30 protein-coding genes, 1 tRNA gene and 1 pseudogene are annotated in these 23,749 nt (G+C 65.3%); 14 read left to right on the top strand and 18 right to left on the bottom strand.

The features are described from left to right. Positions 1 to 53: 53 nt before the first annotated feature. Positions 54 to 1,031 (bottom strand): NAD(P)H-quinone oxidoreductase, encoded by a 978-nt coding sequence (locus CDO44_RS03415; protein ID WP_087778935.1) that lies wholly within the window; start codon positions 1,029 to 1,031, stop codon positions 54 to 56. Positions 1,032 to 1,269: 238 nt separating this feature from the next. On the opposite strand from CDO44_RS03415, the gene CDO44_RS03410 reads away from it, so the two are divergent. The 3 genes from CDO44_RS03410 to CDO44_RS03400 are packed head-to-tail and all read left to right on the top strand — an operon-like array spanning position 1,270 to position 3,747. Then, on the top strand, positions 1,270 to 1,686 hold the full coding sequence (locus CDO44_RS03410) for a RidA family protein (RefSeq protein WP_087778933.1): 417 nt from the start codon (positions 1,270 to 1,272) through the stop codon (positions 1,684 to 1,686). Between the two features lie 47 nt (positions 1,687 to 1,733). Then, a complete protein-coding gene (locus tag CDO44_RS03405; RefSeq protein ID WP_198951286.1) occupies positions 1,734 to 2,729 on the top strand; it encodes an amidohydrolase family protein in 996 nt (331 codons plus the stop codon). 28 nt (positions 2,730 to 2,757) lie between these two features. Beyond that, positions 2,758 to 3,747: a tripartite tricarboxylate transporter substrate binding protein gene (locus CDO44_RS03400; protein WP_158213195.1), complete on the top strand. Its 990-nt coding sequence runs from the start codon at positions 2,758 to 2,760 to the stop codon at positions 3,745 to 3,747. A 110-nt stretch (positions 3,748 to 3,857) separates the two neighbouring features. Here the strand turns inward: CDO44_RS03400 and CDO44_RS03395 are convergent, their stop codons facing one another. Beyond that, entirely contained in the window at positions 3,858 to 4,502 is a 645-nt protein-coding gene (locus tag CDO44_RS03395; protein WP_087778960.1) for a TetR/AcrR family transcriptional regulator, read from the bottom strand. 155 nt (positions 4,503 to 4,657) lie between these two features. On the opposite strand from CDO44_RS03395, the gene CDO44_RS03390 reads away from it, so the two are divergent. Together CDO44_RS03390 and CDO44_RS03385 are read left to right on the top strand one after the other, a co-directional pair. Continuing rightward, entirely contained in the window at positions 4,658 to 5,647 is a 990-nt protein-coding gene (locus CDO44_RS03390; protein WP_233146023.1) for a dihydrodipicolinate synthase family protein, read from the top strand. Between the two features lie 38 nt (positions 5,648 to 5,685). Beyond that, complete coding sequence (locus tag CDO44_RS03385) at positions 5,686 to 6,648, top strand: tripartite tricarboxylate transporter substrate binding protein (protein ID WP_087778926.1); 963 nt, start codon at positions 5,686 to 5,688, stop codon at positions 6,646 to 6,648. Between the two features lie 48 nt (positions 6,649 to 6,696). Here CDO44_RS03385 and CDO44_RS03380 read toward each other — a convergent pair whose 3' ends face one another. The 3 genes from CDO44_RS03380 to CDO44_RS03370 all read right to left on the bottom strand — a co-directional run bounded on the left by CDO44_RS03380 (position 6,697) and on the right by CDO44_RS03370 (position 9,872). Beyond that, positions 6,697 to 7,758, bottom strand: coding sequence for a porin (locus tag CDO44_RS03380; protein WP_087778924.1), 1,062 nt, complete (start codon positions 7,756 to 7,758; stop codon positions 6,697 to 6,699). Positions 7,759 to 7,811: 53 nt separating this feature from the next. Further along, the gene (locus CDO44_RS03375; RefSeq protein ID WP_233146022.1) at positions 7,812 to 8,768 is read right to left on the bottom strand and encodes a tripartite tricarboxylate transporter substrate binding protein; all 957 of its coding nucleotides are present in this window, start codon (positions 8,766 to 8,768) and stop codon (positions 7,812 to 7,814) included. 63 nt (positions 8,769 to 8,831) lie between these two features. Then, a complete protein-coding gene (locus CDO44_RS03370) occupies positions 8,832 to 9,872 on the bottom strand; it encodes an isopenicillin N synthase family oxygenase (RefSeq protein ID WP_087778920.1) in 1,041 nt (346 codons plus the stop codon). Positions 9,873 to 10,047: 175 nt separating this feature from the next. Here CDO44_RS03370 and CDO44_RS03365 point away from each other — a divergent pair, with 175 nt between their 5' ends. Continuing rightward, the gene (locus CDO44_RS03365; RefSeq protein WP_087778918.1) at positions 10,048 to 11,004 is read left to right on the top strand and encodes a LysR family transcriptional regulator; all 957 of its coding nucleotides are present in this window, start codon (positions 10,048 to 10,050) and stop codon (positions 11,002 to 11,004) included. A 130-nt stretch (positions 11,005 to 11,134) separates the two neighbouring features. Beyond that, positions 11,135 to 11,605 carry a GNAT family N-acetyltransferase gene (locus CDO44_RS03360; RefSeq protein ID WP_087778916.1) on the top strand — a complete coding sequence of 157 codons (471 nt, stop codon included), beginning with the start codon at positions 11,135 to 11,137 and terminating at the stop codon, positions 11,603 to 11,605. A gap of 14 nt (positions 11,606 to 11,619) precedes the next feature. Here the strand turns inward: CDO44_RS03360 and CDO44_RS03355 are convergent, their stop codons facing one another. Continuing rightward, on the bottom strand, positions 11,620 to 11,898 hold the full coding sequence (locus CDO44_RS03355) for a hypothetical protein (RefSeq protein ID WP_087778914.1): 279 nt from the start codon (positions 11,896 to 11,898) through the stop codon (positions 11,620 to 11,622). Positions 11,899 to 12,056: 158 nt separating this feature from the next. Here CDO44_RS03355 and CDO44_RS03350 point away from each other — a divergent pair, with 158 nt between their 5' ends. Next, positions 12,057 to 13,277 carry an MFS transporter gene (locus CDO44_RS03350; protein ID WP_087778912.1) on the top strand — a complete coding sequence of 407 codons (1,221 nt, stop codon included), beginning with the start codon at positions 12,057 to 12,059 and terminating at the stop codon, positions 13,275 to 13,277. Here the strand turns inward: CDO44_RS03350 and CDO44_RS03345 are convergent, their stop codons facing one another. Together CDO44_RS03345 and CDO44_RS03340 are read right to left on the bottom strand one after the other, a co-directional pair. Next, the gene (locus tag CDO44_RS03345; protein ID WP_158213194.1) at positions 13,278 to 13,670 is read right to left on the bottom strand and encodes a response regulator; all 393 of its coding nucleotides are present in this window, start codon (positions 13,668 to 13,670) and stop codon (positions 13,278 to 13,280) included. Between the two features lie 83 nt (positions 13,671 to 13,753). Next, positions 13,754 to 14,113 carry a hypothetical protein gene (locus CDO44_RS03340; RefSeq protein ID WP_087778908.1) on the bottom strand — a complete coding sequence of 120 codons (360 nt, stop codon included), beginning with the start codon at positions 14,111 to 14,113 and terminating at the stop codon, positions 13,754 to 13,756. A 178-nt stretch (positions 14,114 to 14,291) separates the two neighbouring features. Here CDO44_RS03340 and CDO44_RS03335 point away from each other — a divergent pair, with 178 nt between their 5' ends. The 3 genes from CDO44_RS03335 (at position 14,292) to CDO44_RS03325 (ending at position 15,254) form a co-directional block, all read left to right on the top strand. Beyond that, positions 14,292 to 14,495, top strand: coding sequence for a hypothetical protein (locus CDO44_RS03335; RefSeq protein ID WP_087778907.1), 204 nt, complete (start codon positions 14,292 to 14,294; stop codon positions 14,493 to 14,495). 109 nt (positions 14,496 to 14,604) lie between these two features. After that, positions 14,605 to 14,889: a hypothetical protein gene (locus CDO44_RS03330; RefSeq protein WP_087778905.1), complete on the top strand. Its 285-nt coding sequence runs from the start codon at positions 14,605 to 14,607 to the stop codon at positions 14,887 to 14,889. 107 nt (positions 14,890 to 14,996) lie between these two features. After that, positions 14,997 to 15,254 (top strand): GlsB/YeaQ/YmgE family stress response membrane protein, encoded by a 258-nt coding sequence (locus CDO44_RS03325; RefSeq protein ID WP_087778903.1) that lies wholly within the window; start codon positions 14,997 to 14,999, stop codon positions 15,252 to 15,254. 58 nt (positions 15,255 to 15,312) lie between these two features. Here the strand turns inward: CDO44_RS03325 and CDO44_RS03320 are convergent, their stop codons facing one another. After that, positions 15,313 to 15,681, bottom strand: a complete 369-nt coding sequence (locus tag CDO44_RS03320) for a VOC family protein (protein ID WP_087778901.1) — start codon at positions 15,679 to 15,681, stop codon at positions 15,313 to 15,315. A 408-nt stretch (positions 15,682 to 16,089) separates the two neighbouring features. On the opposite strand from CDO44_RS03320, the gene CDO44_RS03315 reads away from it, so the two are divergent. Continuing rightward, positions 16,090 to 16,566, top strand: coding sequence for a hypothetical protein (locus tag CDO44_RS03315; RefSeq protein ID WP_087778899.1), 477 nt, complete (start codon positions 16,090 to 16,092; stop codon positions 16,564 to 16,566). On the opposite strand, the gene CDO44_RS03310 is transcribed toward CDO44_RS03315, so the two are convergent. Beyond that, complete coding sequence (locus CDO44_RS03310) at positions 16,558 to 17,208, bottom strand: DUF4142 domain-containing protein (protein WP_158213193.1); 651 nt, start codon at positions 17,206 to 17,208, stop codon at positions 16,558 to 16,560. The genes CDO44_RS03315 and CDO44_RS03310 overlap by 9 nt on opposite strands. 218 nt (positions 17,209 to 17,426) lie before the next feature. Here CDO44_RS03310 and CDO44_RS03305 point away from each other — a divergent pair, with 218 nt between their 5' ends. After that, positions 17,427 to 18,296, top strand: a complete 870-nt coding sequence (locus CDO44_RS03305; RefSeq protein ID WP_087778895.1) for an MBL fold metallo-hydrolase — start codon at positions 17,427 to 17,429, stop codon at positions 18,294 to 18,296. Between the two features lie 18 nt (positions 18,297 to 18,314). Here CDO44_RS03305 and CDO44_RS03300 read toward each other — a convergent pair whose 3' ends face one another. The 3 genes from CDO44_RS03300 to CDO44_RS03290 form a co-directional block, all read right to left on the bottom strand. Then, a complete protein-coding gene (locus tag CDO44_RS03300) occupies positions 18,315 to 19,280 on the bottom strand; it encodes a tripartite tricarboxylate transporter substrate binding protein (RefSeq protein ID WP_087778893.1) in 966 nt (321 codons plus the stop codon). A gap of 153 nt (positions 19,281 to 19,433) precedes the next feature. Next, positions 19,434 to 20,135: a class I SAM-dependent methyltransferase gene (locus CDO44_RS03295; RefSeq protein ID WP_087778891.1), complete on the bottom strand. Its 702-nt coding sequence runs from the start codon at positions 20,133 to 20,135 to the stop codon at positions 19,434 to 19,436. An 81-nt stretch (positions 20,136 to 20,216) separates the two neighbouring features. After that, entirely contained in the window at positions 20,217 to 20,669 is a 453-nt protein-coding gene (locus CDO44_RS03290; RefSeq protein WP_087778889.1) for a hypothetical protein, read from the bottom strand. 182 nt (positions 20,670 to 20,851) lie between these two features. Between CDO44_RS03290 and CDO44_RS03285 the strand changes: the two genes are divergently transcribed. Further along, positions 20,852 to 21,994 carry a helix-turn-helix transcriptional regulator gene (locus CDO44_RS03285; protein WP_198951285.1) on the top strand — a complete coding sequence of 381 codons (1,143 nt, stop codon included), beginning with the start codon at positions 20,852 to 20,854 and terminating at the stop codon, positions 21,992 to 21,994. Here CDO44_RS03285 and CDO44_RS03280 read toward each other — a convergent pair. The 5 genes and pseudogenes from CDO44_RS03280 to CDO44_RS03260 form a co-directional block, all read right to left on the bottom strand. Next, positions 21,927 to 22,142, bottom strand: a complete 216-nt coding sequence (locus CDO44_RS03280) for a DUF2945 domain-containing protein (RefSeq protein WP_087778956.1) — start codon at positions 22,140 to 22,142, stop codon at positions 21,927 to 21,929. The genes CDO44_RS03285 and CDO44_RS03280 overlap by 68 nt on opposite strands. 29 nt (positions 22,143 to 22,171) lie before the next feature. After that, the gene (locus CDO44_RS03275) at positions 22,172 to 22,717 is read right to left on the bottom strand and encodes a DUF488 family protein (RefSeq protein WP_087778887.1); all 546 of its coding nucleotides are present in this window, start codon (positions 22,715 to 22,717) and stop codon (positions 22,172 to 22,174) included. A 343-nt stretch (positions 22,718 to 23,060) separates the two neighbouring features. Further along, positions 23,061 to 23,148 (bottom strand) — tRNA-Ser (locus tag CDO44_RS03270). A gap of 87 nt (positions 23,149 to 23,235) precedes the next feature. Further along, positions 23,236 to 23,586, bottom strand: coding sequence for a GFA family protein (locus CDO44_RS03265; RefSeq protein WP_087778885.1), 351 nt, complete (start codon positions 23,584 to 23,586; stop codon positions 23,236 to 23,238). Positions 23,587 to 23,637: 51 nt separating this feature from the next. Further along, positions 23,638 to 23,749, bottom strand: a pseudogene (locus CDO44_RS03260) (IS5/IS1182 family transposase); the annotation flags it as partial.

Here is a 23,749-nt window from a genome sequence, read left to right as displayed (position 1 = left end):
GGGGCGGCCCGGCGGCAAAAAATGCCCCTGCTCGGCGGAGCTTGGCGCCGCGGTCAGACTGTCAGGACGATTTTCCCGACGTGCTCGCCCGACTCCATCATGGCGTGCGCCTGCGCCGCCTCCCGCAGCGGGAAGGTGGCGTAGACCACCGGCTTGAGGCGGCCCGCCTGGAACAGCGGCCAGACGTTCTGCCGCAGGGCGGCCGCCACTTCGCCCTTGAACTGGGCCGAGCGCGGCCTCAAGGTCGAACCGGTGATCGTCAGGCGGCGGCTGAGCACGCGGGCGAAGTCGATTTCGCCGCGCGCCCCGCCCAGCAGCGCGATCAGCACGATGCGGCCGTCGTCGGCCAGGCACTGGACGTCCCGCGCCACGTAGTCGCCCGCCACCATGTCCAGGATCACGTCCACGCCGCGCCCGTCGGTCAGCCGCTTGATCTCCTGCACGAAATCCTGGGTGCGGTAGTTGATCCCCGCCGTGGCGCCGAGCTTTTCGACGGCGGCCACACGCTCATCGCTGCCCACCGTGGCATAGACCGGGTGCCCCAGCGCCTTGGCCAGCTGCACCGCCGTGGTACCGATGCCGCTCGCGCCGCCGTGCACCAGCAGCGATTCCTGCCCCGACAGCCGGCCGCGCATGAAGACGTTGCTCCATACGGTGAAGTAGGTCTCGGGCAGGCCGGCGGCCTCGACCATGCTCAGCCCTTCGGGTACGGGCAGGCACTGGGTGGCCGGCACGGCGCAGTACTCGGCGTAGCCGCCGCCGTTGACCAGGGCACAGACCGGGTCGCCCACTGCAAACCCGGCGGCGCCCTCGCCCAACGCGGCCACGGTGCCGGCCACTTCCAAGCCGGGAAGGTCGGAGGCTCCCGGCGGCGGCGGGTAGGTGCCGCGGCGCTGCGCCACGTCCGGCCGGTTCACGCCGGCGGCGGCGACCTTGATCAGGAGTTCCCCCTTGCCCGGCACGGGCGTGGGGCGTTCGACGGCTTGCAGGACTTCGGGCCCGCCAGGGCGGGAAATTTCGATGGCGATCATGGAGCTGCTTCCCGTTTTTGGTCGTGAAGGCGGTCATCATATACGGCTATGCCTCCCCTATTCCTATCAGGGTCTTGCGAATGGGGAAAGGGCATGCGCCTTCCGTCTTGCCACCATAGCCAGATTGAATACCGGCAACGAATAAATTCATTCTTCTTTCATGGAAGGATTGCCTAGACTTGCATGGGTCAGCATTCCGCCCCTCCTGCACGGGCGCATTCCACACAAGAGAGAAGCCATGAGCACACAAGCCAAAGTCGTCGAAGGCAAGGCCACACCCCGCGGCAAGTACCCCCACATCAAGCGCGCCGGCGATTTCCTGTTCGTCTCGGGCACCAGTTCGCGCCGCGCCGACAATTCGCTGGCCGGCGTCGAAGTCGATGCGATGGGCACGACCAAGTTCGACATCCGCGCGCAGACCCGCGCCGTGCTGGAGAACATCCGGGACATCCTCGGCACTGCCGGCGCCTCGCTGTCGGACGTGGTGGAGATCAGCACCTTCCTCGTCGACATGGGCGATTTCGGGGGCTACAACGAGGTCTACGGCGAGTTCTTCGACTTCGACGGCCCGGCCCGCACCACGGTGGCCGTGCACCAGTTGCCCCACCCCCACCTGCGCATCGAGATCAAGGCCGTCGCCTACAAGCCGCTCTGATCCCGCCACGACTACGAGACATCCCGGTACACACCATGAAAATCGACATGCACGCACACCACTTCCCGCGCATCACACGGGAAGAAGCCGCCGCCCTGAACGCCGAGCGCGCCCCCTGGCTGCGCGTGGACGAAGGCGGCAAGACCGGCCAGATCATGCGTGCCGACAAGCCCTTCCGCCCCGTCTACGACGCGCTGTGGGACCCGCAGGCGCGGCTGGCCGAGATGGACGCCCAGGGCGTGGACATCCAGATCACCTGCGCTACGCCCATCATGTTCGGCTACGAGTTCACGCCCGAGAAGGTCCTGCCCTGGGCCCAGCGCATGAACGACCTGGCGCTGGAATTCTGTGCCGCCGCGCCCAAGCGCCTGGTCGCGCTGGCGCAGGTGCCGCTGCAGGACATCGACGCCGCCTGCCGCGAAGCCTCGCGTGCCAAGGCCATGGGCCACCACGGCGTGCAGATCGGCAACCACCTGGGCGACCGCGACCTCGATGACGAGGGCCTGGTCACGTTCCTGCAGCACTGCGCAAACGAAGGCATCCCGCTGCTGGTGCATCCGTGGGACATGATGGGCGGCAACCGCATGAAGCAATGGATGCTGCCCTGGCTGGTGGCCATGCCCGCCGAAACGCAGCTCGGCATCCTGTCGCTGATCCTGTCGGGCGCCTTCGAGCGCATCCCCGAATCGCTGAAGATCTGCTTCGCCCATGGCGGCGGTTCGTTCGCCTTCATGCTGGGCCGCGTGGACAATGCCTGGAAGCATCGCGACATCATCCGCAAGGACTGCCCGCGCCTGCCCTCGGAATACGTCAAGCGCTTCTACGTCGACTCGGCCGTGTTCGATCCGGGCGCGCTGCGCCTGCTGGCCGACGTGATGGGCACCGACCGCATCATGCTGGGCTCGGATTACCCCTTCCCGCTGGGCGAACAATCCATCGGCAAGCTGGTGGCCGAACAGCCCGGCTTCAGCGACGCCGACAAACAAGCCATCTATGCCGGCAACGCGGTCGAATTCTTCGGCCTGCAAGCGCTGGTACGCTGACCTCTTCCCACCCCCACAAGGAAATGCCATGAGTTTCGTCACTGCGTTGCGTCGCACATCGGTCGCTATGGCCGCCGGCCTGACCCTGGCCGGCGCGAGTACGCATAGCGCCCATGCCGAATACCCCGAGCGGCCGATCCGCCTGATCGTCCCCTCGCCCCCGGGCGACGGATCTGACGTCCTTGCCCGCAATGTAGGCAAGGCCATGGGCGAAGTGTTGGGTCAGAGCCTGGTGATCGAAAACAAGCCAGGCGCAGGCGGCAGCATCGCCTCGGACATCACCGCCAAGGCAGCCGCCGACGGTTATACGGTGCTGCTGGGCAACGCCAGTACCCACGCCGTCACGCCGGGGCTCTATAGCAAGCTGCCCTATGATTCCGAGAAAGCCTTCAGCACCGTCTCGCTGCTGGCCAGCGCGCCCAATGTGCTGGTCGTCAACCCCGCGCTGCCGGTCAAGAACATCGGCGAGTTCATTGCCTACGCCAAGGCCAACCCCGGCAAGCTCAACGTCGGATCGGGCGGCAATGGTAGCCTGTCGCACCTCTCGGCCATTCTCTTCAACTCCATGGCCGGCATAGATATCCCGCACGTACCCTACAAAGGCGCTGCGCCTGCCGTCACCGCCGTCATGGGCGGGGAAATCTCGGCGCTGATGATCAACATCCCGACCGTGTCGCAGCAAATCCAGGCCGGCAAGCTGCGGGCGCTGGCGGTCAGCAGCCTGGAGCGTTCACCGGCGTTGCCCGACGTGCCGACGCTGAACGAGTCGGGGCTCAAGGGCTACAACACCGAAGCCTGGTTCGGCCTGTTCGTGCCGGCCGGAACCCCGGCCCCGGCCATCGCCAAACTGCAATCGGCCGCCGCCGCGGCGCTCAAGAACGAAGCGGTGCTGACCAACATCCGCAACATGGGCGCGGTGCCCAAGGACCTGAAAGGTCAAGCCTTCGCCGATTTCGTCAAGGCCGAAGCCACTAAATACCGGGCCATCATCAAGCAGGCCGACGTACGGATTGACTAGCCAGAGGAGAGCTTCGTCATCCATCCAGGCCGCGGCTGCTGAGCCGCGGCCTGCGGCCCTCCGCCACGCCAGTGGCGGAAGACATCATGGACACGCGTCGCGCCGTCGGCTCAACGCACCGTCTCGCCAAGTCCCCTCCCATATGACGCGAAGGTCCGCTGCAAGGTTTCGATACCCTGCGCGAGGTCCGGCTCATCGGCACTTAGCCATAGGCGAATCTCGCCCGAATACAGGAAAAAGAACACTTTTGCGACCTGCTCCGGACTTTCGGTGGTCCGGATCCTTCCCCGCCTGATCGCCTCCTTCGCCAAGTCCTCCAGACCGGCCATGATGCGCTGCCGGTTCGCCAAATACTGAGCAGCCTGCCTGCCCTCTGAAAAGAACACCAATTCACGCAGCAGGATCTTGGCGAGCGCGGCGCGGGAATGAAAGACCTGATAGAAATGTGCGAACACCGCCGCCGCCTGCGCGCTCAATGTCTTGCGCCGGTCGACCCGAGCAAACGCTTCATCGACCATCACGTCCAGCGCATCGTTGAAAATCAGGAACAGCAGATCCCGCTTGTCCACCGCATACATGAACAGGGTGCCGATTCCTACGTCCGCCCGCTCGGCAATCTCCCGAGTCGTCGTCGCATCGAAGCCTTGCTGTTCGAATAATTCTTGCGCCGCGCGTCGAATGCGGTCGAGCTTTTCGAGCTTGTTGCGCTCGCGCAGCCCCAGCTTGGGGCTCACGCCTGCAGTGTGCTTGTCCATAGGTTCTAAATAGCGGCCGCGCCCAGGATACCAGACCCTCTGCGCGGCTCTCCCGGCCATCTTCCTTGATTAGGTGGAAATACCAATCTTCACAAAAACCGACTGTGCTCATAATTGTAGTCACTACAAATTTCAGTAGGGAAAAGGAGATGGTGATGGAGAAAGCCCTGGGTGACGTGTGCTACGCAGCAGTGCTACTGCCATTTACGGAAGACCTCAAGGTGGACGAGTCGGCGTACCGGAAATTCCTGCAGAATTTCCTGAAGAACGACCGCTTTCGCGCACGGGGTGGACTCTGCATCAATCCCGAGGCGGGCGAAATTTTCACGTTGACCCGCGAGGAAAAAAGACGCGTGCTCGAAATTGCGGTCGAAGAAAACAATGGCGCGGTACCCTTGATCGCGGGCACGTGGGCGCTGACAACTGCAGAAGTCGTCGAGACCGCCCGAGACGCCAAGGCGCTGGGCGTGGACGGCATTTTCGTCACCCCCCCTGGGGGAGCTCAAGACATCACCTCGTGCTGGGACGCGGACAAGTATCCCGAGGTCTGGGCCGATCAGATCAAGGCGCAGGATCGGGCGGTCGACCTGCCCATCATCACTCATCCTGTTTCCGGGTCGGCGGCCCCCTTCACGCCGGGCCTGCCGGTCGAGGCAACGCTGGCCATCTGTCGAGAAATACCGAATATCGTGGGCTGGAAAATGACCTATGGCTACGAGGGCTACCGCATCGTAGGCAAAGCCTTGCGAACGCTGCCTCGGCGCGTATCGGTCATGGCGGCCCTGGCTTCACGTTTCCATGAATACCGGGCGACGGATCTCTTCGACGGCACGCTCAGCGGTTTCTGGAATTACGGAATGGAAAACATGTTGGATCACCTGGACGCCTGGGACCAGCGGGATCTTGAACGCGCGTGCCGGATCTGGCAGGGAGGCCTCTCGCAACTTCACGAATACGTAGCCGACATGGGGCGGCTGCACGTGCGCTACAAGGTCGCGACGTGGCTGCGGGGGCTGATCCCCAATCCTTTCATGCGGCCACCGATGCCCGCACCCAAGAAAGCGGAGATAGAGACCATCTACAAGCTGCTGCAGGAAGCCGGCTTCTCGGTAATCGACAGGAAGGATGCCATGCGCCTGGCCTGATCGGACAAAACGAACGACAACACCAATAGGAGACAAGCATGAGACCCAATTTTGCCCGGCTTGGCCTGTCCGCCGCGTTGGGGATTGCCGCTACGGCACTCACGGTTCACGCCGCCCCTCAGCCCTACCCGACCAAGCCTATCAACATCGTCACGCCGCTTCCCGCCGGGTCGACCGTAGACGTTTTGGCGAGAGCGTTCGCGCAACAGCTGAGCCAACGCCTCAAGACGCCCGTGGTGGTGGAGACCAAAGCGGGTGCGGGTCTCATGTTGGCCATGCAAAATGTAGCAAACGCGCCTGCCGACGGTTATACCCTGGCCTTCACGCCGGCGACGCCGCTGTCGATACAGACCCATCGTCACAAGAATGCCGGCTACACACTCGAATCGTTCGTACCGCTATGCCAGACGTTCGAGAACATTTTCTATCTCGCCGCGTCGCCGGGCTCGGACATTAAAGATATCCGGACACTGGTCGACAGGCTGAAGAAGGATCCCGGCCGATTCAGCTACGGACATTCGGGCATAGGTTCAGCCCCGCACTTGATGACGGAGGAATTCCTGCGGGACCTCAACGTCCGAGCAACCGAAATTTCCTATCGTGGCGAGACGGCCTTGCTCCCGGATCTCACCTCGGGACAGATCGACGGAGGGCTCGTCACCACTTCAGTGCTGCTCCAGCACAACTACCGACCGCTCGTCGTGTTCAGTACGGCGCGGACCAAGGAGTTCCCCGACGTGCCGACGACCGCCGAATTGGGCTCCAAGGTCCACTCATCCACCTATGGCGGCATCTTTATACGCAAGGACGTGCCGCAAGACGTACTCGTCACGCTCGAAGGAGCATGCCGCGACATCGTCAACAGCCCCTCCTATCAACAAATGGCGGACCAGTTGCAGCAGACTGCCACGTATCTGGATAGGCCGGCATTCAGCCGGCGAGTGGCGGCCGATCATGCTTCAAAGGGGCGCCTGCTGGACGAGTTGAAGCTGAAAGAGTAGCCGTGCCCGTCCAGACGTCCGCATCGACCAAGACGCATCCCGCACCGGTCAGAACCGGTGCGCGATCCCCATCGCGATCTGCCTGCGCCAGGCATCGCCCGCCGTCGCTCCCGCCGCGGAGAAAAGCCGGAACTCGGTCCGGTTGGCGTACACGTACAGCCAGGTCCGCTTGGACAGGTCGTAGACATAGGCCAGGCCGTAGTTCTCGATCTTCGAACCGGTCGTCCGCTGGTATCCCAGCAGCACCCTCCCCGCTCCCACCGGCACCTTCACGCCAACCTGATAGGCATGGTCGCGATCGTGCGTGGCCGCGAAATGGGTCGCCCCGTTGGCCCCCGGATCCACCGTCGGATCGTTCAGCCGGCCGTACCCGCCGTAGAGGGTGAACGCGCCGAAGTCATGGTTCACGCCCACCTGCAGGTTGCTGGGCTTGCCCCGCGCACCGGCGGTGCTGGCGGGCATGACGTACTGGTAGCTGACCGCCGCCTTGAAGCGGCCGCCGTCGTATCGCAGTCCCAGGTCCGCCATCCGGTTGTTGCGGCTGCCGCCGGCGATTTCGGCATCTGCCGTCTGCACGCTGTAGCCCAGGCCGGCCTGCATGCCCGCCCAGCGGGGCGAAAAATAGTAGACGGCGTTGTTGGCCCGCGCGGTGGTGCCGAAATCGCCGGTGTTGTAGGCGGCGGTCGTGGTCACCGCGGCTTGCTGGAAACTGGGCCCGAACGGGCTCATCATGCCGGCGGTGAACAGCAGCCCGAGATTGGCCATCCGCCCAAGCTGGATCTCGCCGAGTTGCCGGTTCGACAGCCCCACATGGCTGGCCCGGCCGAACAGTCGCCCGAAAGCCTGCTGCCCGTTGTCGCCCGTGAAGCCGTTCTCCAGCACGAAGTTGGCCTTCCAGCCGTTGCCCAGGTCCTCGGTGCCGCGCAGCCCCCAGCGCGAGGCCACGCTGAGCGAGGGATTGATCGCATTGATCGTACCCTTGCCCTGAGTCTTGTCGGACAGGTAGCCATTATCGAAAATCCCGTACATCGTCACGCTGCCCTGGCCCAACGCGGCGGCGCAGGGGACGACGGCCAGCGCGACGCCGGCAAGAGACCGCATCGTGGTCATCGATTTCTCCAATAGAGGAATGGGCGGCGCGGGCAAGCCGCGCCGGAACGCGGCTATTGCGCCTGAAGTCCGGCGATCTCGACCAGGCGGCGGACCTTGGCCTTGTCGGCAGCGATGAAGGTGCGGTATTCCTCGGGCGAACCCTTGTAGAGCTGGGTGCCGTACTCGGCCAGCCGGGCCTTCAGCTCGGCCGAGGCGACGACCTTCTGCAAGGCGCGGCTCAAGGTTTCCTGGATGGCCGCCGGCGTGCCCGCCGCCACATACAGCGCGGTCCAGTTGCCCGCCTTCAGGTCAGGCACGCCCAGCTGCGCGGTCGTCGGCACGCCCGGTACGGAAGCCAGCGGCTGGTCGGACATGACCGCCAGCGCGCGCAACTTGCCGGCGGCCACTTGCGGGCCGACCACCTGGCTGCTGTCCATCAGCACGTCGATCTGGCCGCCGGCGACGGCCGTGACCGATTCGCCGCTTCCCTTGTACGGGACCTTGACGATGTCCAGGCCATAGCTCGCCTTCAGCGTCTCCATGCCCAGGTGCAGGGTTCCCGCCGCGCCATAGTTCAACACCCCGGGCCGGGCTCGCGCATAGGCGACCAGTTCATCCAGGCTCCGCACCGGCAGGCTGGCCCGCACGACCAGCACCGAAGGCGTGTTCGTGGCCAGGCCCACCGGCGCGAGCTGCTTGTCCGGATCGTAGGGCAGGCTCTTGTACAGCAGGGGATTGACGATCTGCGTACCGACGGTGCCCAGCAGCAGCGTGTAGCCGTCCGCCGGATAGCCCAGCATTTCCTTGACACCCAGGACGCCGCCGGCTCCACCCCGGTTTTCCACCACCACGGTCTGGCCGAGTACATCGCCCAGGCTCTTGCCTATCTGGCGTGCAGCGAAATCCGAATTCCCTCCTGCGCCGAAAGGAACTACCAGGCGTAGTGGCCGGTCCGGATAGGACTCGGCCAAAGCCGCAGCGGCACAGGAGAACAGTACGACCATCCACAGCAATCTCAACAAGTACACGGCGCTCTCCTTGGTTGGACCACGATGACGCGTCTCCTCTTCTCCGGCTAGTCGGGGGACGAATCATTCCGCCATGGCACGCTCCGCGGCGGTGGGATTGATGCGCGCATAGTTCGCCTCCTTGAACTCACCCCAGACGAACGGCTTGTCCCGCGGCATGGACGTATGGAAGTCCTCGGGCGCAACATTGGATGGGTCGGGATTCTTGATTTTCGGGACGATGACTTCCTCGTACGTGGGAAACATGAAGAACGGCACCGAGTAGCGCTCCTTCCCGTATCGATTGATGACACGGTGGGGCGTGGACGAGAACACGCCATCGGTCCAGACCTTCATGACCTCTCCGATGTTCAGTACGTAGGTGCCCGGAATGGGCGGCACGCCTATCCATTCGCCGTCCTTGTTGCGAATTTCGAGGCCGCCGGTCTCGTCCTGGTAGACGAAGGTGAACGCATCGGTATCCGTATGGGCGCGCGTCCCCAGATGGGCGCCGGACTCGTCCACCTGCTGCGGCGGATAGTGGATGATACGCAGCGCATTCATGTCCTTCCTGAAATGCTGGCGGATGGCATCCTTCGGCAAGTCCAGGCCGAGCTCGAACAGCTCGATCATGCTTTCTCCGAACCGGCACATGCGGGCGTGATAGGCCAGCAGGACTTCCTTGAGTTTCGGCAACTCCTTGGGCCAGGGAATCACGCCCGCCAGGCGGGCGCCGGTCGCCAGGTCCGGATCATCGGGATCCAACGGACGACGGAACTGGAAAGCCTCCTGCTTATTGGCGGTGATCACGCCGCCTCGCTCGGCATTGCCCTGTCCCTTTGTCAGCATGGGGAGGTAGCCCTGGAAATGGCGGTTCCTGGCCATCGAGACTGCGTCCTTGGCCTCCTGGGGCAGGGCGAAGAACGCTTTGGCCACCTCGAATACGCCGTCGATCTGTTCTTGCGGGACCGGATGGTTTTTCAGGTACAGGAACCCGACCGTCGCGCACGCCTCGGCCAGCTCGTCGGCGAGCCGCTTCCTGGACTCGAGCGTCGCAAACCGGCTGGGGGATATGTCGATGATGGGGACTTCGGAAAAATCCAGCTTACGGGTGGTAGGCAGCATGTTCTTCTCCACGTACGGCGCCCTTGCAGCACCTGGTTTAGATCGCAGCGGGGATTCGATTTCGGCCGGCGCGTGATCATGCAGGGACTTTAAAGTTGTGGAGATATATTTAAAAATTAAAAAAAATTCCGCTTCTATAGGTTATTTTCTATGTAAATGGAAGCGAGGGGCTCAGATGTACAAGACCACCACATTCCGCCAGCTCACCGCCATCGACGCCGTCGCTCGTCTGGGCGGCGTCTCCCGTGCGGCCCAAGCACTGCATCTGACTCAGCCCACGGTATCGCTACAGTTGCGTCTGCTGGAAGAAGCCGCCGGCACTGCGCTGGTCCAACGTTCGGGACGCGGTCTACAACTGACTCCCGCCGGGGAAATCGTGGCCGGATATGCCAGCCAGATCCTCGAACTCTGGCGCCATGCCACGGACGAAGTCGCCAGCCTGAAAGGCAGGCTCGCCGGCACCCTGCGGGTTGGAGCGCTGATCACGGCCGAGTACTTGCTCCCGCCCCTGCTTGTCGCCTTCACCACGGGCCGCCCGGACGTGAAAGTCAAGCTCAGCGTCGGCAACCGCGAAGAAGTCGTGCGCATGCTCACCCGGCATGAAATCGACATCGCCATCATGGGCAAGCCGCCCAGCGACGTGCGCACGGAATCGCGGGCCTTCGCAAAGCACCCGATGGCGTTCATCGCCTCTCCCCATCACTCTTTGATGGCTCGACGCGACCTGACGCTGCGCGACCTGTCCGACGAGAATATCCTCGTGCGAGAGCACGGCTCGGGTGCCCACAACACGGTCGAAAAACTATTCAAGGAGGCCGGGCTGCGGTTTTCGCCGGGTTCGGAGCTGTCCAGCAACGAGGCGATCAAGCAGATGGTGGCGGCGGGCCTGGGCATAGGCTTCCTGTCGCTGCACGCCTGCGCTCTGGAATTCCAGGCTGGACTCATCGGCCTATTGCCGCTGCCGGGCAATCCCGTCGAACACGATTGGTACGTGCTGCATTTGTCTACAGCCCGCCTTCCCCCCGTGGCGTCGGCCTTTCAAGCCTTCCTGGAGGACCACGGCCAGGCCGAAATACGCCGCCAATTGAAGACTTTCGACGCGGTGGTGAACAAGCTGCGGGCGATAGACTAAGCTAGCGGTTTTGCATCCGTACTGGCCTCGGCCGCCTGAGCCGCGGCCGTCTTGTCCGCATGGCAGCACACGCAACGGTATTCCTTTCGCCTTCCCAATCTCCGCGGGCATACGTTCCGCGCATCTCCGCATGACGACGCCCGACATCCGCCTGGCCGTCGGGCCGTGGAGCGACCTGCGCCACGATGCATCATCGATACGCCAGGCCGTCTTCGTCGACGAACAATCGGTCCCCCTGGAACTCGAATACGACGACGCCGACGCCGTCTGCCTGCATGCCGTCGCCTACGATGCCGCCGGTTCGCCGCTGGGAACCGGCCGGCTGCTGCCCGACGGCCATATCGGCCGCATGGCGGTGCATCGCCATGCGCGCGGCCTGGGCGTGGGCGGCGCGATCCTGGACGCGCTGATCGCCGAGGCGCAACGCCGCGGCCACCGTCGGCTACTGCTGCACGCGCAGACGCGCGCCCGGCGGTTCTACGAAACCCGGGGGTTCCAGGCCGAAGGCGAAGAGTTCATGGAAGCGGGCATCCCGCACGTGCTGATGGCCCTGGCGCTGCCGGCCGGCGCGCGGGACGACAGCCCGGCCGGACCGGCTTGAGCGCGCGCCTCCGTTCAGGATCCACCGAGGCCGAAATCCTCCGGGCCGAGGTGGGTAACGGTACCGTGACCCCCGCCGGGCACGGCGGTAGCCACATCGTGAATCTCGGCCTGGCCGGCCAGGTAGGCCGTCAGCAGGTGATCCACCCGATCGTCGGGCGCGCCAAAGCGTGTGCGCAAGACCTGCGCGTCCACCTCGTAGACCTGCGGGCCGCGGGTCTCGTGGAAAAGGGTGAAACGCACGCCGTTCTTGGTCGCCAGCGGCGTCGTTCCGGCAGCAAGTCGATTGGGCATGGCGTGCCTCCGATATTCTGCTGTTTGCGCTCTCGTTCTTCTTCTAAGGCATCTTTATACGCCAGCGCGCCGCCGAACACCATCGGCCGCCGGCGTGCCGGCACCGGGCCGCAAGCCGCGTGCCCGGACCGCGCGGCCCCAGGACCATCATTACAACCATGAAAACCGAGACAAACCCTTCCCTCTCCCACGCAGTGACTCCGGCGGTGGCGCTGCTGGGCATCCTGCTGGTGGCCGCCACGCTGCGCGCGCCCCTGACCGGCGTCGGTCCGCTGCTGGGCCATATCCGCGCCTCGACCGGCCTGGACGCCGGTAGCGCGGGCCTGCTCAACACGCTGCCGCTGCTCGCGTTCGGCACCTTTTCGGTGCTGGCTCCGGCAATAGGGCGGCGCCTGGGGCTGGAACGCATGCTGTTCCTTGCGATGGCCGTGCTTTCGGCAGGCATCGCGCTGCGTTCCGTTCCCGGCGTTGCTCCGCTGTTCCTGGGCACGCTGATAGGCGGCATCGCCATCGCCGTTGGGAACGTGATGCTGCCCGCCCTGGTCAAGCGCGAGTTTCCCCAGCGCATCGGGCCGCTCACCGGCCTTTACTCGGTCGTGATGACGCTGGCCTCGGGCACGGCGGCCGGCGTGGCCGTACCGCTGGCCGAGGCGCTGCCGGGCGGCTGGCGCGCCTCGCTGGCCTGCGTGCTGGTCGTGACGGTGCCGGCGGCCCTGGTCTGGCTGGGGCGCTCGCGCCATGCGGCCGCGCTGCCCGCCGCCCCCCAGTCGCCCCAGGCTTCCCCGGTCAACGTCTGGCGGTCGTGGCTGGCGTGGCAGGTGACGCTCTTCACCGGCATCCAGGCCTTCAATTTCTACATCCTGGTGGCCTGGCTGCCTTCCATGCTCCACGACACGGGCATGAGCGCGAACCAGGCCGGCTGGATGGTATCCCTCTTGCAACTGGCGGCCCTGCTGGGCAACATCGCCACCTCGTGGGTTGCCGGCCGCATGCGTGACCAGAAGAGCCTGGGACTGGCGATCTCGCTGCTGTGCGTGGCGGGCTTTGCGGGCATGGCCGTCTTCCCGGCCTGGACTATCGTGTGGATATGCGTCGGCGGCGCCGGCCTGGGTGGCAGCCTGGTGCTGTCGCTGGCGTACATCAGCCTGCGCTCGGCCTCCGCACAACAGGCGGCGTCGCTGTCCGGGATGGCGCAAAGCCTGGGCTATCTGATCGGCGCCGCCGGACCGGTGGTATGCGGCGTCCTGCGCGACTGGACCGCCAGCTGGCTGCCGGCTCTGTGCCTCATGGTGGCGATGGCCGCGGCGCAAGCCTGGGTCGCCTACGGCGCCGGCCGTCCGCACACGGTAGGCGGGTCCGAGCCGCGGGCCTCAGCCTGATTAGACCTGGGTCGATGTCCGGCCGCGCCGCGCGGCGATCAGCGCCAGCAGCTTTTCCACGTCGACCGGCTTGATGAGGTAGTCGTCGAAACCGTGCGCCAGCGCCTCTTCCTGGCCGAAAGCCGCGCTGCGGCCTGTCACCGCGATAAGGGTGACCGGTTCCAGGTGCGAGATGTCGCGAATCATGGTGGCGACCTCCAGCCCATTGGGCGGCGGCATGTCGATATCCAGGATCATGACCTGGGGGCGCCAGGCCAAGGCCACCTCCATCGCCGCCGATCCGCCGCCCACGAACTTGACTTCGTGATACCGGCCGCACGCTTCGGCCAGCGCTTCGGCGGCGCTGACGTAGTTGTCCACGACCAGCACCCGGCAAGACGTATTCTGTCCCACTCCGTCCTCCTGTCGATCCTGCGGACGGGCACGGCCACCCGCGCGCCGCGGGTCGCCGCGCATTCCCTGGCCGCCGCGGGGTGTCATTCCGCAGCGCTGCCCGCCGGTGGATGTTCGCCCGGCTCCTCGTTCTCCAGCAGGAGGCGTAGGGCAGCCGGTCCGCCCTCCCGCGACGGCGCCGAAGGAGCAGTGCCGAAGAAGCGATGCAGCGACGCATAAGCCAGTTTGGCAGCTACGTCTTGCAAGAGCTTTTCCGCCGTCAGGAAACCGGCGCCCCACAGGCCGTCCATTTCCAGATGGTATGCCAGTTCGCCGTCCTTGGCCTCGATGACGCCTATTTCCGCCACCTTGCCGGTACGGTCCTCGGCGTACACGCCATGTCCGGAGACATAAAGCTGATAGTGACTGTGCGGGGCGGTCCCGTCCTGCGGGTAGATAGACATGCGGCCTCTCCGTTCCGGGCGTCTGACAGGTAGCAAATCGCGTACCCGCCCGCGAAGCGCCCGAAATCCGCGTCTAGCCAGCCCCGCCGAAAGCGTCTATAACCGATCAGGCACGGTACGCCGCCAAGGCTGCCGCGCCAGAGCAACACGTCCTGCCCGGCCGCAACGATACCCCACCATGAAAAACATTCTCCAATACATGCGCCAGCTCAGGCAGCGCCGGCTGGCCGCTTTCGAGCTTTCCCTGACCGATGCGAACAGCAACGACCCCTACGACGGCGAGCTGCGCCAGCTTGCGTTGAACTACGGCCATTCCCCCGAGGTAGATGCGCGGGCCCTGAGGCGCCGATTGGCCGAGCTCGAGTACGACGACGAAGTCTAGGCCGACATGCCGGTCCTGGTCCCGCACGAGCCCTCCTTTGAATACAATCGAATCCTCTCCCGCGACATGGGCCACGGCCCATGGGGCCTCTCTCGGAACGGAATCCCAAATGAACAAGAACTTCGCCGCTCTCCTCTCCGTGCTGGCGCTGGGCGCCTGCGCCTCTGGCCCGACCTCCTGGCACAAGGAGAGCGCCTCGGCCGACCAGGCCGAGCGCGACCGCATCCAGTGCGAACGCCAGGCCCGCATCAACGCGCCGGGAACGAGCACGCCTTCCTACCGCGGCATCAACGCCGGCGTGGGATCCGGGGTCGGCGACGGCCTGGCCAATGCCGAGCGGCAATCGGGCCTGGCCAACGACTGCATGCGCGCCAGGGGCTACACCATCCGCTAACCGCCGCACTGTTGCCGTCAAGCCGCCAAACCGCCTTGCCGGTTCAAAATATGGCATGATTGCGCGCAGAGCCCGCCCGGGGCTCGCAATTTGCCCGGAGGAACGCCATGCTGTCTCTTCTTGGAACACTGCTGGTAGGCCTGGTCGTCGGTTTGCTCGCGCGCGCAATCAAACCCGGCAACGACAGCATGGGATGGATCATGACCATCGTGCTTGGGGTCGCCGGTTCCCTGATCGCCGGCTATGCCGGCCGCGCCCTGGGCTGGTACCAGCCGGGCGAACCCGCCGGGTGGATCGCCTCGGTCGTGGGCGCCATCGTGCTGCTCCTGATCTACGGAATGGTCGCAAAGAAGAAATCGGCCTGAAGCATGCGCGTCATGTAGCCGACATGACGCGCATGTCGCGCTCGCGGCCCTTCAACCGTCAGTCGTCGGGCGTGCAGACGCGTATCCGGTGTCCATCGGGATCCAGCGCCACGAAAGTCAGGCCGAATACAGCCTGATGCGGCGGCTGTTCGATGGCCACTCCCGCGGCCTGCCAACGGCCGTACAGATCCCGCACGTCGGCGCCGTCCGGCACCATGAACGCGATTTCCGAGCGGTGGCCGGAACCTCCGGATAAGAAATTCCCGGCTGACGTCGACCACAGTCCGAGGTTCAGTCCGTTCTCGAACTCGAACGCGGCATAAGTTGGATAGACCGCGGCAGGCGGCCGCTGGAACAGCTTCTCGTAAAACGCCGCGCTCGCGGGCGGGTCTTTCACATACAACAGCATCAGGTTAGGTGTGGGCATCTCAAGCCTCCATCGTTTCACGTCCGACTATAGCGGCCACCCCTGTCAAGAACTGTCAGTATCGTTGCGCCCCCCTGCGCGGCGCTTGGGCGCCTGCGGGATCGTTTCGGCGATCCGCTATAGGCCGGCGTCTTCAGCTACGGCGGCGACTCCGGCGAGGCTGCGCCCTCGCGCCGCAGGACGAGACCATCGATGCGGGCGCGAGCTTCGTCATCTCGACGTCCATACCCGCCTGGTATCCCGCGCGACGCAGCCCCCGTGACCGCGTTTACATCGGACATGTCGAATGTGCTCGTCCGTGCGGGAACATGAGTCCGGTGGCGGGCGAAACCACGGCCGGTAGCGCGCCGAGCGGGCAGGAAGCTTGCGTACGGCCCACAGCCCGCGGCCTGCCTCGAAGGAATATCCATGAACCGCACGCGCCACCTATTGAAAGAAGCCTGGATCGTCGGCAGCACGGCCAGCGCCGTATCGACGCTTGCGCTAATCGCGGCCGGGGGAGCCGAGAACGACCGTGCGGCGGCGCCGATCAATGCGATCAGCCATTGGCTATGGCGACGCAAGGCTTTCCGGCAAGACGGAATATCGGGCAAATACACGTTTGCCGGATACCTGATCCACCATGCCGCCTCGGTCTTCTGGGCCGCCTTGTTCGGCTGCGTGCGGCAACGGCTCCGCCCGGCCTCGCTGCCGGCGGACCTCGCGGCCGGCATCGCGGTTTCCGCAGCAGCTTGCGCGGTGGACTACCGGTGCATTCCCGAACGCTTCACGCCGGGATTCGAGCGCCGCCTCTCCCGGACGTCGATGGGGCTCGTCTACCTGGCCTTCGGCGTGGGCCTCGCAGTGGCCACGCGGGCCTTGGGGCGCGGGACATCCTCAACGTGAAGGCTGGGCGGTGCCACGCTCAGGCTCTCCCGTAGGCCGGGTGACGGGTGGCGCGGCTCGATCCGGCGGCAGCGGATGCGGAATGCCCCTGCCGGGATTGCCCCCTTCCTGCCTCGGCCGCTGCGCCTCGCCGCTTTCCACCTTGGAGAGCAGGTCCCCTGCATGCTTTTCGTGTTCTTTCAACATGGGCAGGAATTTTCTTGCGAGGTCGCGCAGTTGCCCATCCGTTGCATGCGTCGACATTTCCTCGAACAACCGGATGGCGCTGCGGTGCGCCTCCACTCCCACCGCCTGCGCATACTCACGGTCATACGACTGCCCCGTCTTGCCTCCCAGCGAAGCGAGTATGGCCTTCTGCCCGCCATCGGGCTCCGCGGGAAGCGCCAGTTTGCGGGCCGACGCGTAAGCCTTGAATTCCGCTTCGATCCGGGTGTGATCGGCGATCATCCTCTTTGCGAACTCCCTGACGTAATCGTTCGATCCTCTCTGGGCCGCCATCTGGCTGGCCTCGATCTCGAACCGGCCGGCATGGCCGGCCTGGGCAAGATACAGTCCGTCGGTGCCGGAGGCCTCGCCTGCATGGACGATAGCCGATCCGCTCGCCATGAACCACCATACTGCCACCGTCAAAAGCCTGCGCATGACGTCTCTCCGAGAATTCTGCGGGCGCCCTCCCCGCAGGCCGTTCATGGTCCGGCCAGGGAAGACGATTGCCGTCGTCGTTGGAGCAAGCGCCATGCCACGGCGCCCATCGTCGCCCGGAGCGCGGTCTGCGGAGCCCCCTCCCGGGTATGCCCCTTGCGGGACGCGCAAGTCGGCATCGTTGTCTGCGGGCCGTACGTCTACGACAGGAGCCGGCGATGCGGCTGCATCACTTGAATTGCATCTCCACCTGCCCGGCCGGAGGCCGCTTGATGGACGGCAGGTCGCCCTGGTCGGCCTTGCGCGGGCGGCTCTGCTGCCATTGCATCCTGGCCGAGCTGCCGTCTGGTGGATTGGCATTGATCGATACGGGCCTCGGTCTGCGCGACGTGGAAGCGCCGCGCACGCGCCTGAGCGCATTCTTCCTTGCGCTGGTCAGACCGGAATGGCGCGAATCCATGACCGCCGCGCGCCAGATAGAAGGCCTGGGCTACAGGGTCCAGGACGTGCGGCACATCGTCTTGACGCATCTGGACTTCGATCACGCCGGAGGCCTGGATGATTTTCCGCAGGCGACGGTGCACTTGATGGCCGCGGAACAAGAGGTGGCCACCGCCCGCAGGAGCTGGATGGACCGGCAACGCTTCCGGCCCCAGCAATGGGGATCGCGGCCCCGCTGGAAGGTGTACCGCCACGATGAGGGCGATACCTGGTTCGGGTTCCGGCGCGCTCGGCCCCTGGACGGACTGCCGCCGGAGCTGGCGCTGATCCCCCTGCCGGGACACACCCTGGGCCATGCCGGCGTCGCGGTCGAAGGCGCCGGCCGGTGGCTGCTCCAGGCAGGAGACGCCTATTTCCACATCCGGGAAATGCAGCCCGACGCGCCGACCTGCCCGCCCGGCTTGAGGTTCTATCAATGGATGCTCGAGCACGACCGCGTCGCGCGGCTCGACAACCAGCGCCGGCTCCGCGAACTGATACGGCATCACGCGGCCGAGGTTACCGTGTGCTGCGGCCACGACGTGACCGAATTCGAACGCCTGGCAATGCGGCCGCACGCCGAACCCGCCGACGTCAGCCGGCCTTGACGACAACCGGCGCCGGCCCTACTCGATCCGGATGTTCCGCTTGCGCACGATCCCCGCCAGCGTGGCCTGGCTGCGCAGGAAAAATGCGCGGAACGCCTCGGGCGTACCGGGTTCGGGAAGGAATCCCCGCTCCAGCAGTTCCTTGTTCACGTCCGGTTGCTGGAGGGTTTCTCGTACGGCCGCGGCCAGTGTCTTGAGCGCCTGCGGCGGCATGCCCTTCGGGGCGACCACGCCCTGCCAGCTGTACATGTCGAAATCCCGGTAACCGCTTTCGTGGATGGTGGGCACGTCGGGAAGATAGGCCAGGCGCTCCCGGGTGGACACCAGCAGGGCCTTGAGCTTGCCGGTGCGAAGATGCGGCAGCGCCGTGGCCGGATCGGAAAAATACAGATCGATCTGGCCGCCGAGCAAGTCGCGCACGGCGGGCGCGGCGCCTGAGAACGGGACGTGCGTGGGGCGCACCCCGGCCCGGTCGGCAAAGGCCTCCATGGTCAGGTGGTTCATTCCGCCCTGCCCCCAGCTTCCGTACGTGACGCGATCGCCGCGCTCCTTGAGATAGGCGAGGAGACCGGCGGCATCCGAGACGGGCAGGTCGCGCCGCGCAAGCAGGACCAGCGGGGTACGCACCAGGGGCGCGACAAAGTCCAGGTCGCGCTCCGCCGAGTACTTGAGATCCGGATACAGTGCCGCATTGACGGCAATCTGCTCGGCCGTGTTCATGACGGTGTAGCCGTCCTTGGGAGCGGACAGCAACGCCTGCGTGCCGATAATGGTGTTTCCTCCCGGGCGGTTGTCCACGATGATGGCCTGCCCAAGCCTTTGCGCGAGCCGCTGGGTTACGACGCGCGCCACGTTATCGGCGCCGCCCCCGGGCGGATAGGGAACCAGCCAGCGGATGGCGTGCGTGGGATAGGCCTGGGCCCCCGCTCCTGCGCTGAAGGCAAGGCAGGTGACGAAGGCGAGCGCGATGCCTGCTTGGCGCATGGGAGGTCTCCTTATAAAACGATCGTTTGAATTATAATAATAGAATAAGTACCTTATAACTAGGCGAAACACCTATTATTAAAACGATCGTTTGTTATAAAAAGAAGCAGCCATACTATCGCGGGTGGCGCTCGGCTCCCGGCATCCGCGCTGTCAGCCAGGCAGGTTCCGGGCCTTGATCCAGAGAAACAGCGGCAGCCGCGTCCACCGATCCAGGTGGTCCTGTCCGGCAAGCGGCGCGGCACTGGGTTCGCGCAGCGATACGATGGCCAGGCCGGCGGACTCGAGGGCGCGGGCATAGGCTTCGAGCGGCTCGGCCCACCCCGCGAAATGCATGGCGAGCCCTCGTTCCTCCACCTTGGCGGAAAAGCGGCGTCGGTCGAAGTAGCGCTCTTGCGCCTCCATCAACGCCAGGTCGGCCAGGGGGTGGACGACAGAGATGAACATAGTCCCGTTCCTGCGCAGGACACGCTTCATTTCCCTGACGGCTCCGGGAACGTCATCCACGTCCATCAAGACGTTGTAGGCCATGACCAGGTCGAAACCGCCGTCCTCGAATGGCAGGGCACCGGCGGGCGCTACGGCGTAGCGTCGGGCGGACTGGGCCTGCCTGGCGGCTTCGACGAATTCAGGGACGGGGTCGACGGCGGTGACCGTATAGCCGCAGGCGGTCAGCGCCCTGGACACGCGGCCCTCGCCGCATCCGACATCCAGGGCGGCTCCCGTCCCCGTGCCGACGTAGGCTTTCAGCTGGTCCTGATATGCCCAGAAAGCATCGTGGTTCGGCGTACGCGCCCAGGCTATCCATTGCGCGGCGACGCTGGTCCAGTGGTCGATATCCCTGCTGCCTTCCATTAAGTGGCCTCCCATGCCGAAATTGAAATGCGGTTCGTGCAGATCGACGAAGATACCGCTTCAGCGAGGCCACTGTCATGGCTACTTCTTCCGGCGTGCCAGCATCGTCTTGATGTTTGCGCGCTGCTCGGGCGTAAACGACGCCAGCGCCTTGGTGTCGGCGCCCTGCCCCGTGGCCAGGTACATGCCCGCGTGCAGGGCGGCAAGCGTGGCGGTCGCGTATTCCAGACTGGTGAGCCCGTGGCGCGCCAGCGCGGCACGCACCTTCGGCTGCGCATCGAGCTTGCGCGCGATGTCCTCCACCGACTCGGCGTCAGCGTCATCATCGTCGTCGTCGACATCCGCCGTCTTTACGTTCTTGAGCTCGGCCGCCACGGCCTCCATCCGATCGAGCAAAGCGGGGGTGAGGCGAAAGTGCGCCGGATCCGCGCCGCTCGCGGCCAAGGCGCCGCCGGCGGACAAAGCCGTCACCGCGATGGCCAGCAAGAAAGCGGAGGCGGCGGCCAGGAAACGAATGCTGAGACAAGCAAACATGGTGAGAACCTTCAGAAAACGAGATCGGGAATCTTGGCAAATGGTTGAAACGCGGCACGCAGCTTACTGAAACGTGGTCCGTGACGCCCCACCCCGCCGGGGTGGGGCGTCGGGAGGAACCGCGGCAATGGACTGCGCCATGGCTCGGTTACGATAAGGAATCCCTACGGACGCTGCCTCCCATGCCCTCGCACCGCTCCACCAGCCAAGCCCTCACGCGCCTGCAACTGATGGCGTGCCTGGACGTGGGCGGCCCGCAGCTCATTCAGCCCTTGCTGCAAACCCTGCACCAGGTAATCGGCTTCGACTCGGGCGGCTATTTCTATGTCGGGGACGACGGCGGGCTGGAAGCCCACATGGAGGACCCCGGCGTCGGGGCTGCGGTGCCGGAGCACTTCGACCCCCGCATCCTGCGCAGCGAAAGCCAGGTGTTCCACAATACCCTGCGCCAGTCCAGTGACATCTCCCACCACGAGTATGGTCCGCGCACCATGGGCCAGATGCTCAAGGCGAGCCATGCCGGGCTGCTGCGCAGCGACTACTACAACGTAGTGATGCGCCCGGCAAAAGTCGCCGATTGGCTGTGCCTGGCGCTGCGCACGCCGCAGCGCCAGGGAATCGGCATGCTTTTCCTCTTCCGCCCTCCGGGCGCGTCGCCGTTCCGGCCCGAAGAGGTCGCGGTGCTCACGCGGCTCGAAGCCCATCTCGCGTGCGCCCTGCAGCCCGGCGAACTCGATGGGGACGATAGCGAAGTGCATGGCCAGGGCCTGCTCGTCGCCACGCCGCGCGGGCGGCCGCTGTGGATTTCTTCCGAAGCCGAGGCGATCATGCCGCTCGCCTTCGGCTGGCGCTGGCGGAGCGGCGCCGAGCTGCCCCCGGCCATGCAATCGCTCCTGCAGCGGCTGGCGCCGGCGAAGGAAACACCGTCGCCGCCGCCACAGCTGGAATTGCGCAATGCCCACGGCTGGTTTTCGCTGCGCGCCATGCGCCTGGCGGCGGCCGCCGGCCAAGGCAATGCCGTCGGCATCACCATCACGCGGCGCATGGCGCGCGGGACCCGGCTATTGTCGGCGCTGCACGACCTCGACCTCCCTCAGCGCCAGTACGAACTGGCGTATTGGCTGGCGCGCGGCCTGTCCGAATCGAAGATCGCTCAGCGCATGGGCATCAGTTCCAATACGGTGGTCTACCATCGCCGCCAGCTCTACAACCGCCTGGGCGCGGGCAACAGGGCCGACCTGCTGGCACAGCTTGGATTCAGCGACTCGCTTTCTTCAACGCCGCCCCCTTGTGCGCCGCGACGTGGTCGGTCTTGTCGCTCTTGATCTCGTATTGCGGGTCTTCCTCGCTGGCGCGGCGCTTGTGCCCCTTGTAGTCGAAATCCTTCGTGTGCACCCGGATGATCGTGCCGCTGACAACACCCGCCTCCGAGTTCCAGGTGACGTGATCGCCGACTTTGAACTTGCCTGCCACGATGATTCCTCCTGCTATCGGCGCGTGGATCACCTTTCCGGCGAATAGGTCAATTCGCCGTTCTCCAGCCGCGCGGCCGAGGTGTACGGATGGATCTCGGACCTGCCGCCATTGGCGATGTGTCGTACGCAAACGCCCCGGGCCTTCAGCAGGTCCGCGATCAGCGAGCGGTGGCACCGCCACCACACGGCCTCCGCGCACATGATGGCGGTCCGGCGGCGGCGGGCGAGCGCCAGCAGCCGCTCGAGGCCGGCCTGAAAGGCCTCGGTCTCCATGTAGTCCGCGTAGCCGCGAAACGACGCGTTGCGCCAGACGGTGTTGCGCGAATCCGCCCGAGGCTGCCTGCGGCCACCAAGCTCCGGCAATGGCACGTACTCCACACCGGCCTTCGAGAGCGCGCTGCGCAGCGCATCGGGATTGAAGTGCGGATACTTGCGCGAACCGGCATGCCGGCGCACGTCGGCAACCCCTTCGATGCCATGGAAGGCCAACATGGCAAGAAATTCATCCAGGGGGTGCGTCGAATGCCCTATCGTCCACACTTCCAGCGCCGCCGTGTTCTTCGCCGCGACCATGCCCCACCTGCGCCTCCGTCCTGATCGTATCCGGAATGCTTGTAGCAAGCGGCGTGCCTTCCCTCTAGCCTGGAGCGTCGCTGCCTTCTTCGCCGAAAGACCTCAAGCCAGCCCTTGCCGGCTTCCCGTTTCAACCACGGCTGTCCGGCCGATCGAGGAATCGCAGGACTATTGAGGCGAAGGGAACGGCAGGATCAAAAATAGGCGCGGGCTCGCCGCCGGGAGCGAATCTGGACGGTACGCCCACGAATGGCTGCCTGCCTGGGGCGTACGTCGTCGTGGGGTGTGTCGCCGCGTCCGGCATGGCAGTTCTGGATGACCGCTGGCGGGTAGTCGCTGGCGATGGCGGAAGGGGTGGGATTCGAACCCACGGATGGTTGCCCATCGCTGGTTTTCAAGACCAGTGCATTAAACCGCTCTGCCACCCTTCCCGCGGCGGCGCCGGAACGGGCCGGGCGCCGCATGGCGTCAGGAGCGGAATAATAATGCATTTTGGCGGCCGGTTCCGCGGCGGCGGGTTAGAAGCTGGCGCCGTCCACGCGCTGGATCTGCAGCGCATCGAGGTCGACGGCGGGCACGCATCGCAGGTTGACCGCGCGGGTGGGCGTGCCGTCGGGCATCGCTCCGCGGGCGAAGGCCTGCGTGCCGCAGGTCGTGCAGAACATGTGTTCGATCTTGTGGGCGTTGAAGAAGTAGGACCGCAGGCTGTCCTCGCCGCGCGTGAGCCGGAAAGCGCTTTCGGGCACGAAGGACAAGAGGAAGCCCTTGCGGCGGCAATGGGAGCAATTGCAGCTCATGGCCTGCGTGGGCTGCGGGGCGTCGACCTCGAATGCGACGGCCCCGCAATGGCAACTCCCTTCGTACGACATGTCGGCTCTCCGGCATCGATTGCGATGCCGCAAGGCTAGGGCGTGTTCACACTATCTAAGCCCATCAACGATGAGCGCGAAATTGATGAAGGCAATGAACATCACATCCAGCTTGTCGAATCGCGAGAATATGCGCCGGAAGCCTTTGAGGCGCCGGAACAGT

The sequence above is a fragment of the Pigmentiphaga sp. NML080357 genome (assembly GCF_002188465.1).
Lineage (GTDB): Bacteria > Pseudomonadota > Gammaproteobacteria > Burkholderiales > Burkholderiaceae_B > Pigmentiphaga.
Note: the sequence above shows the minus strand (reverse complement) of the source record. Positions and strands in the feature narration are given on the sequence as shown.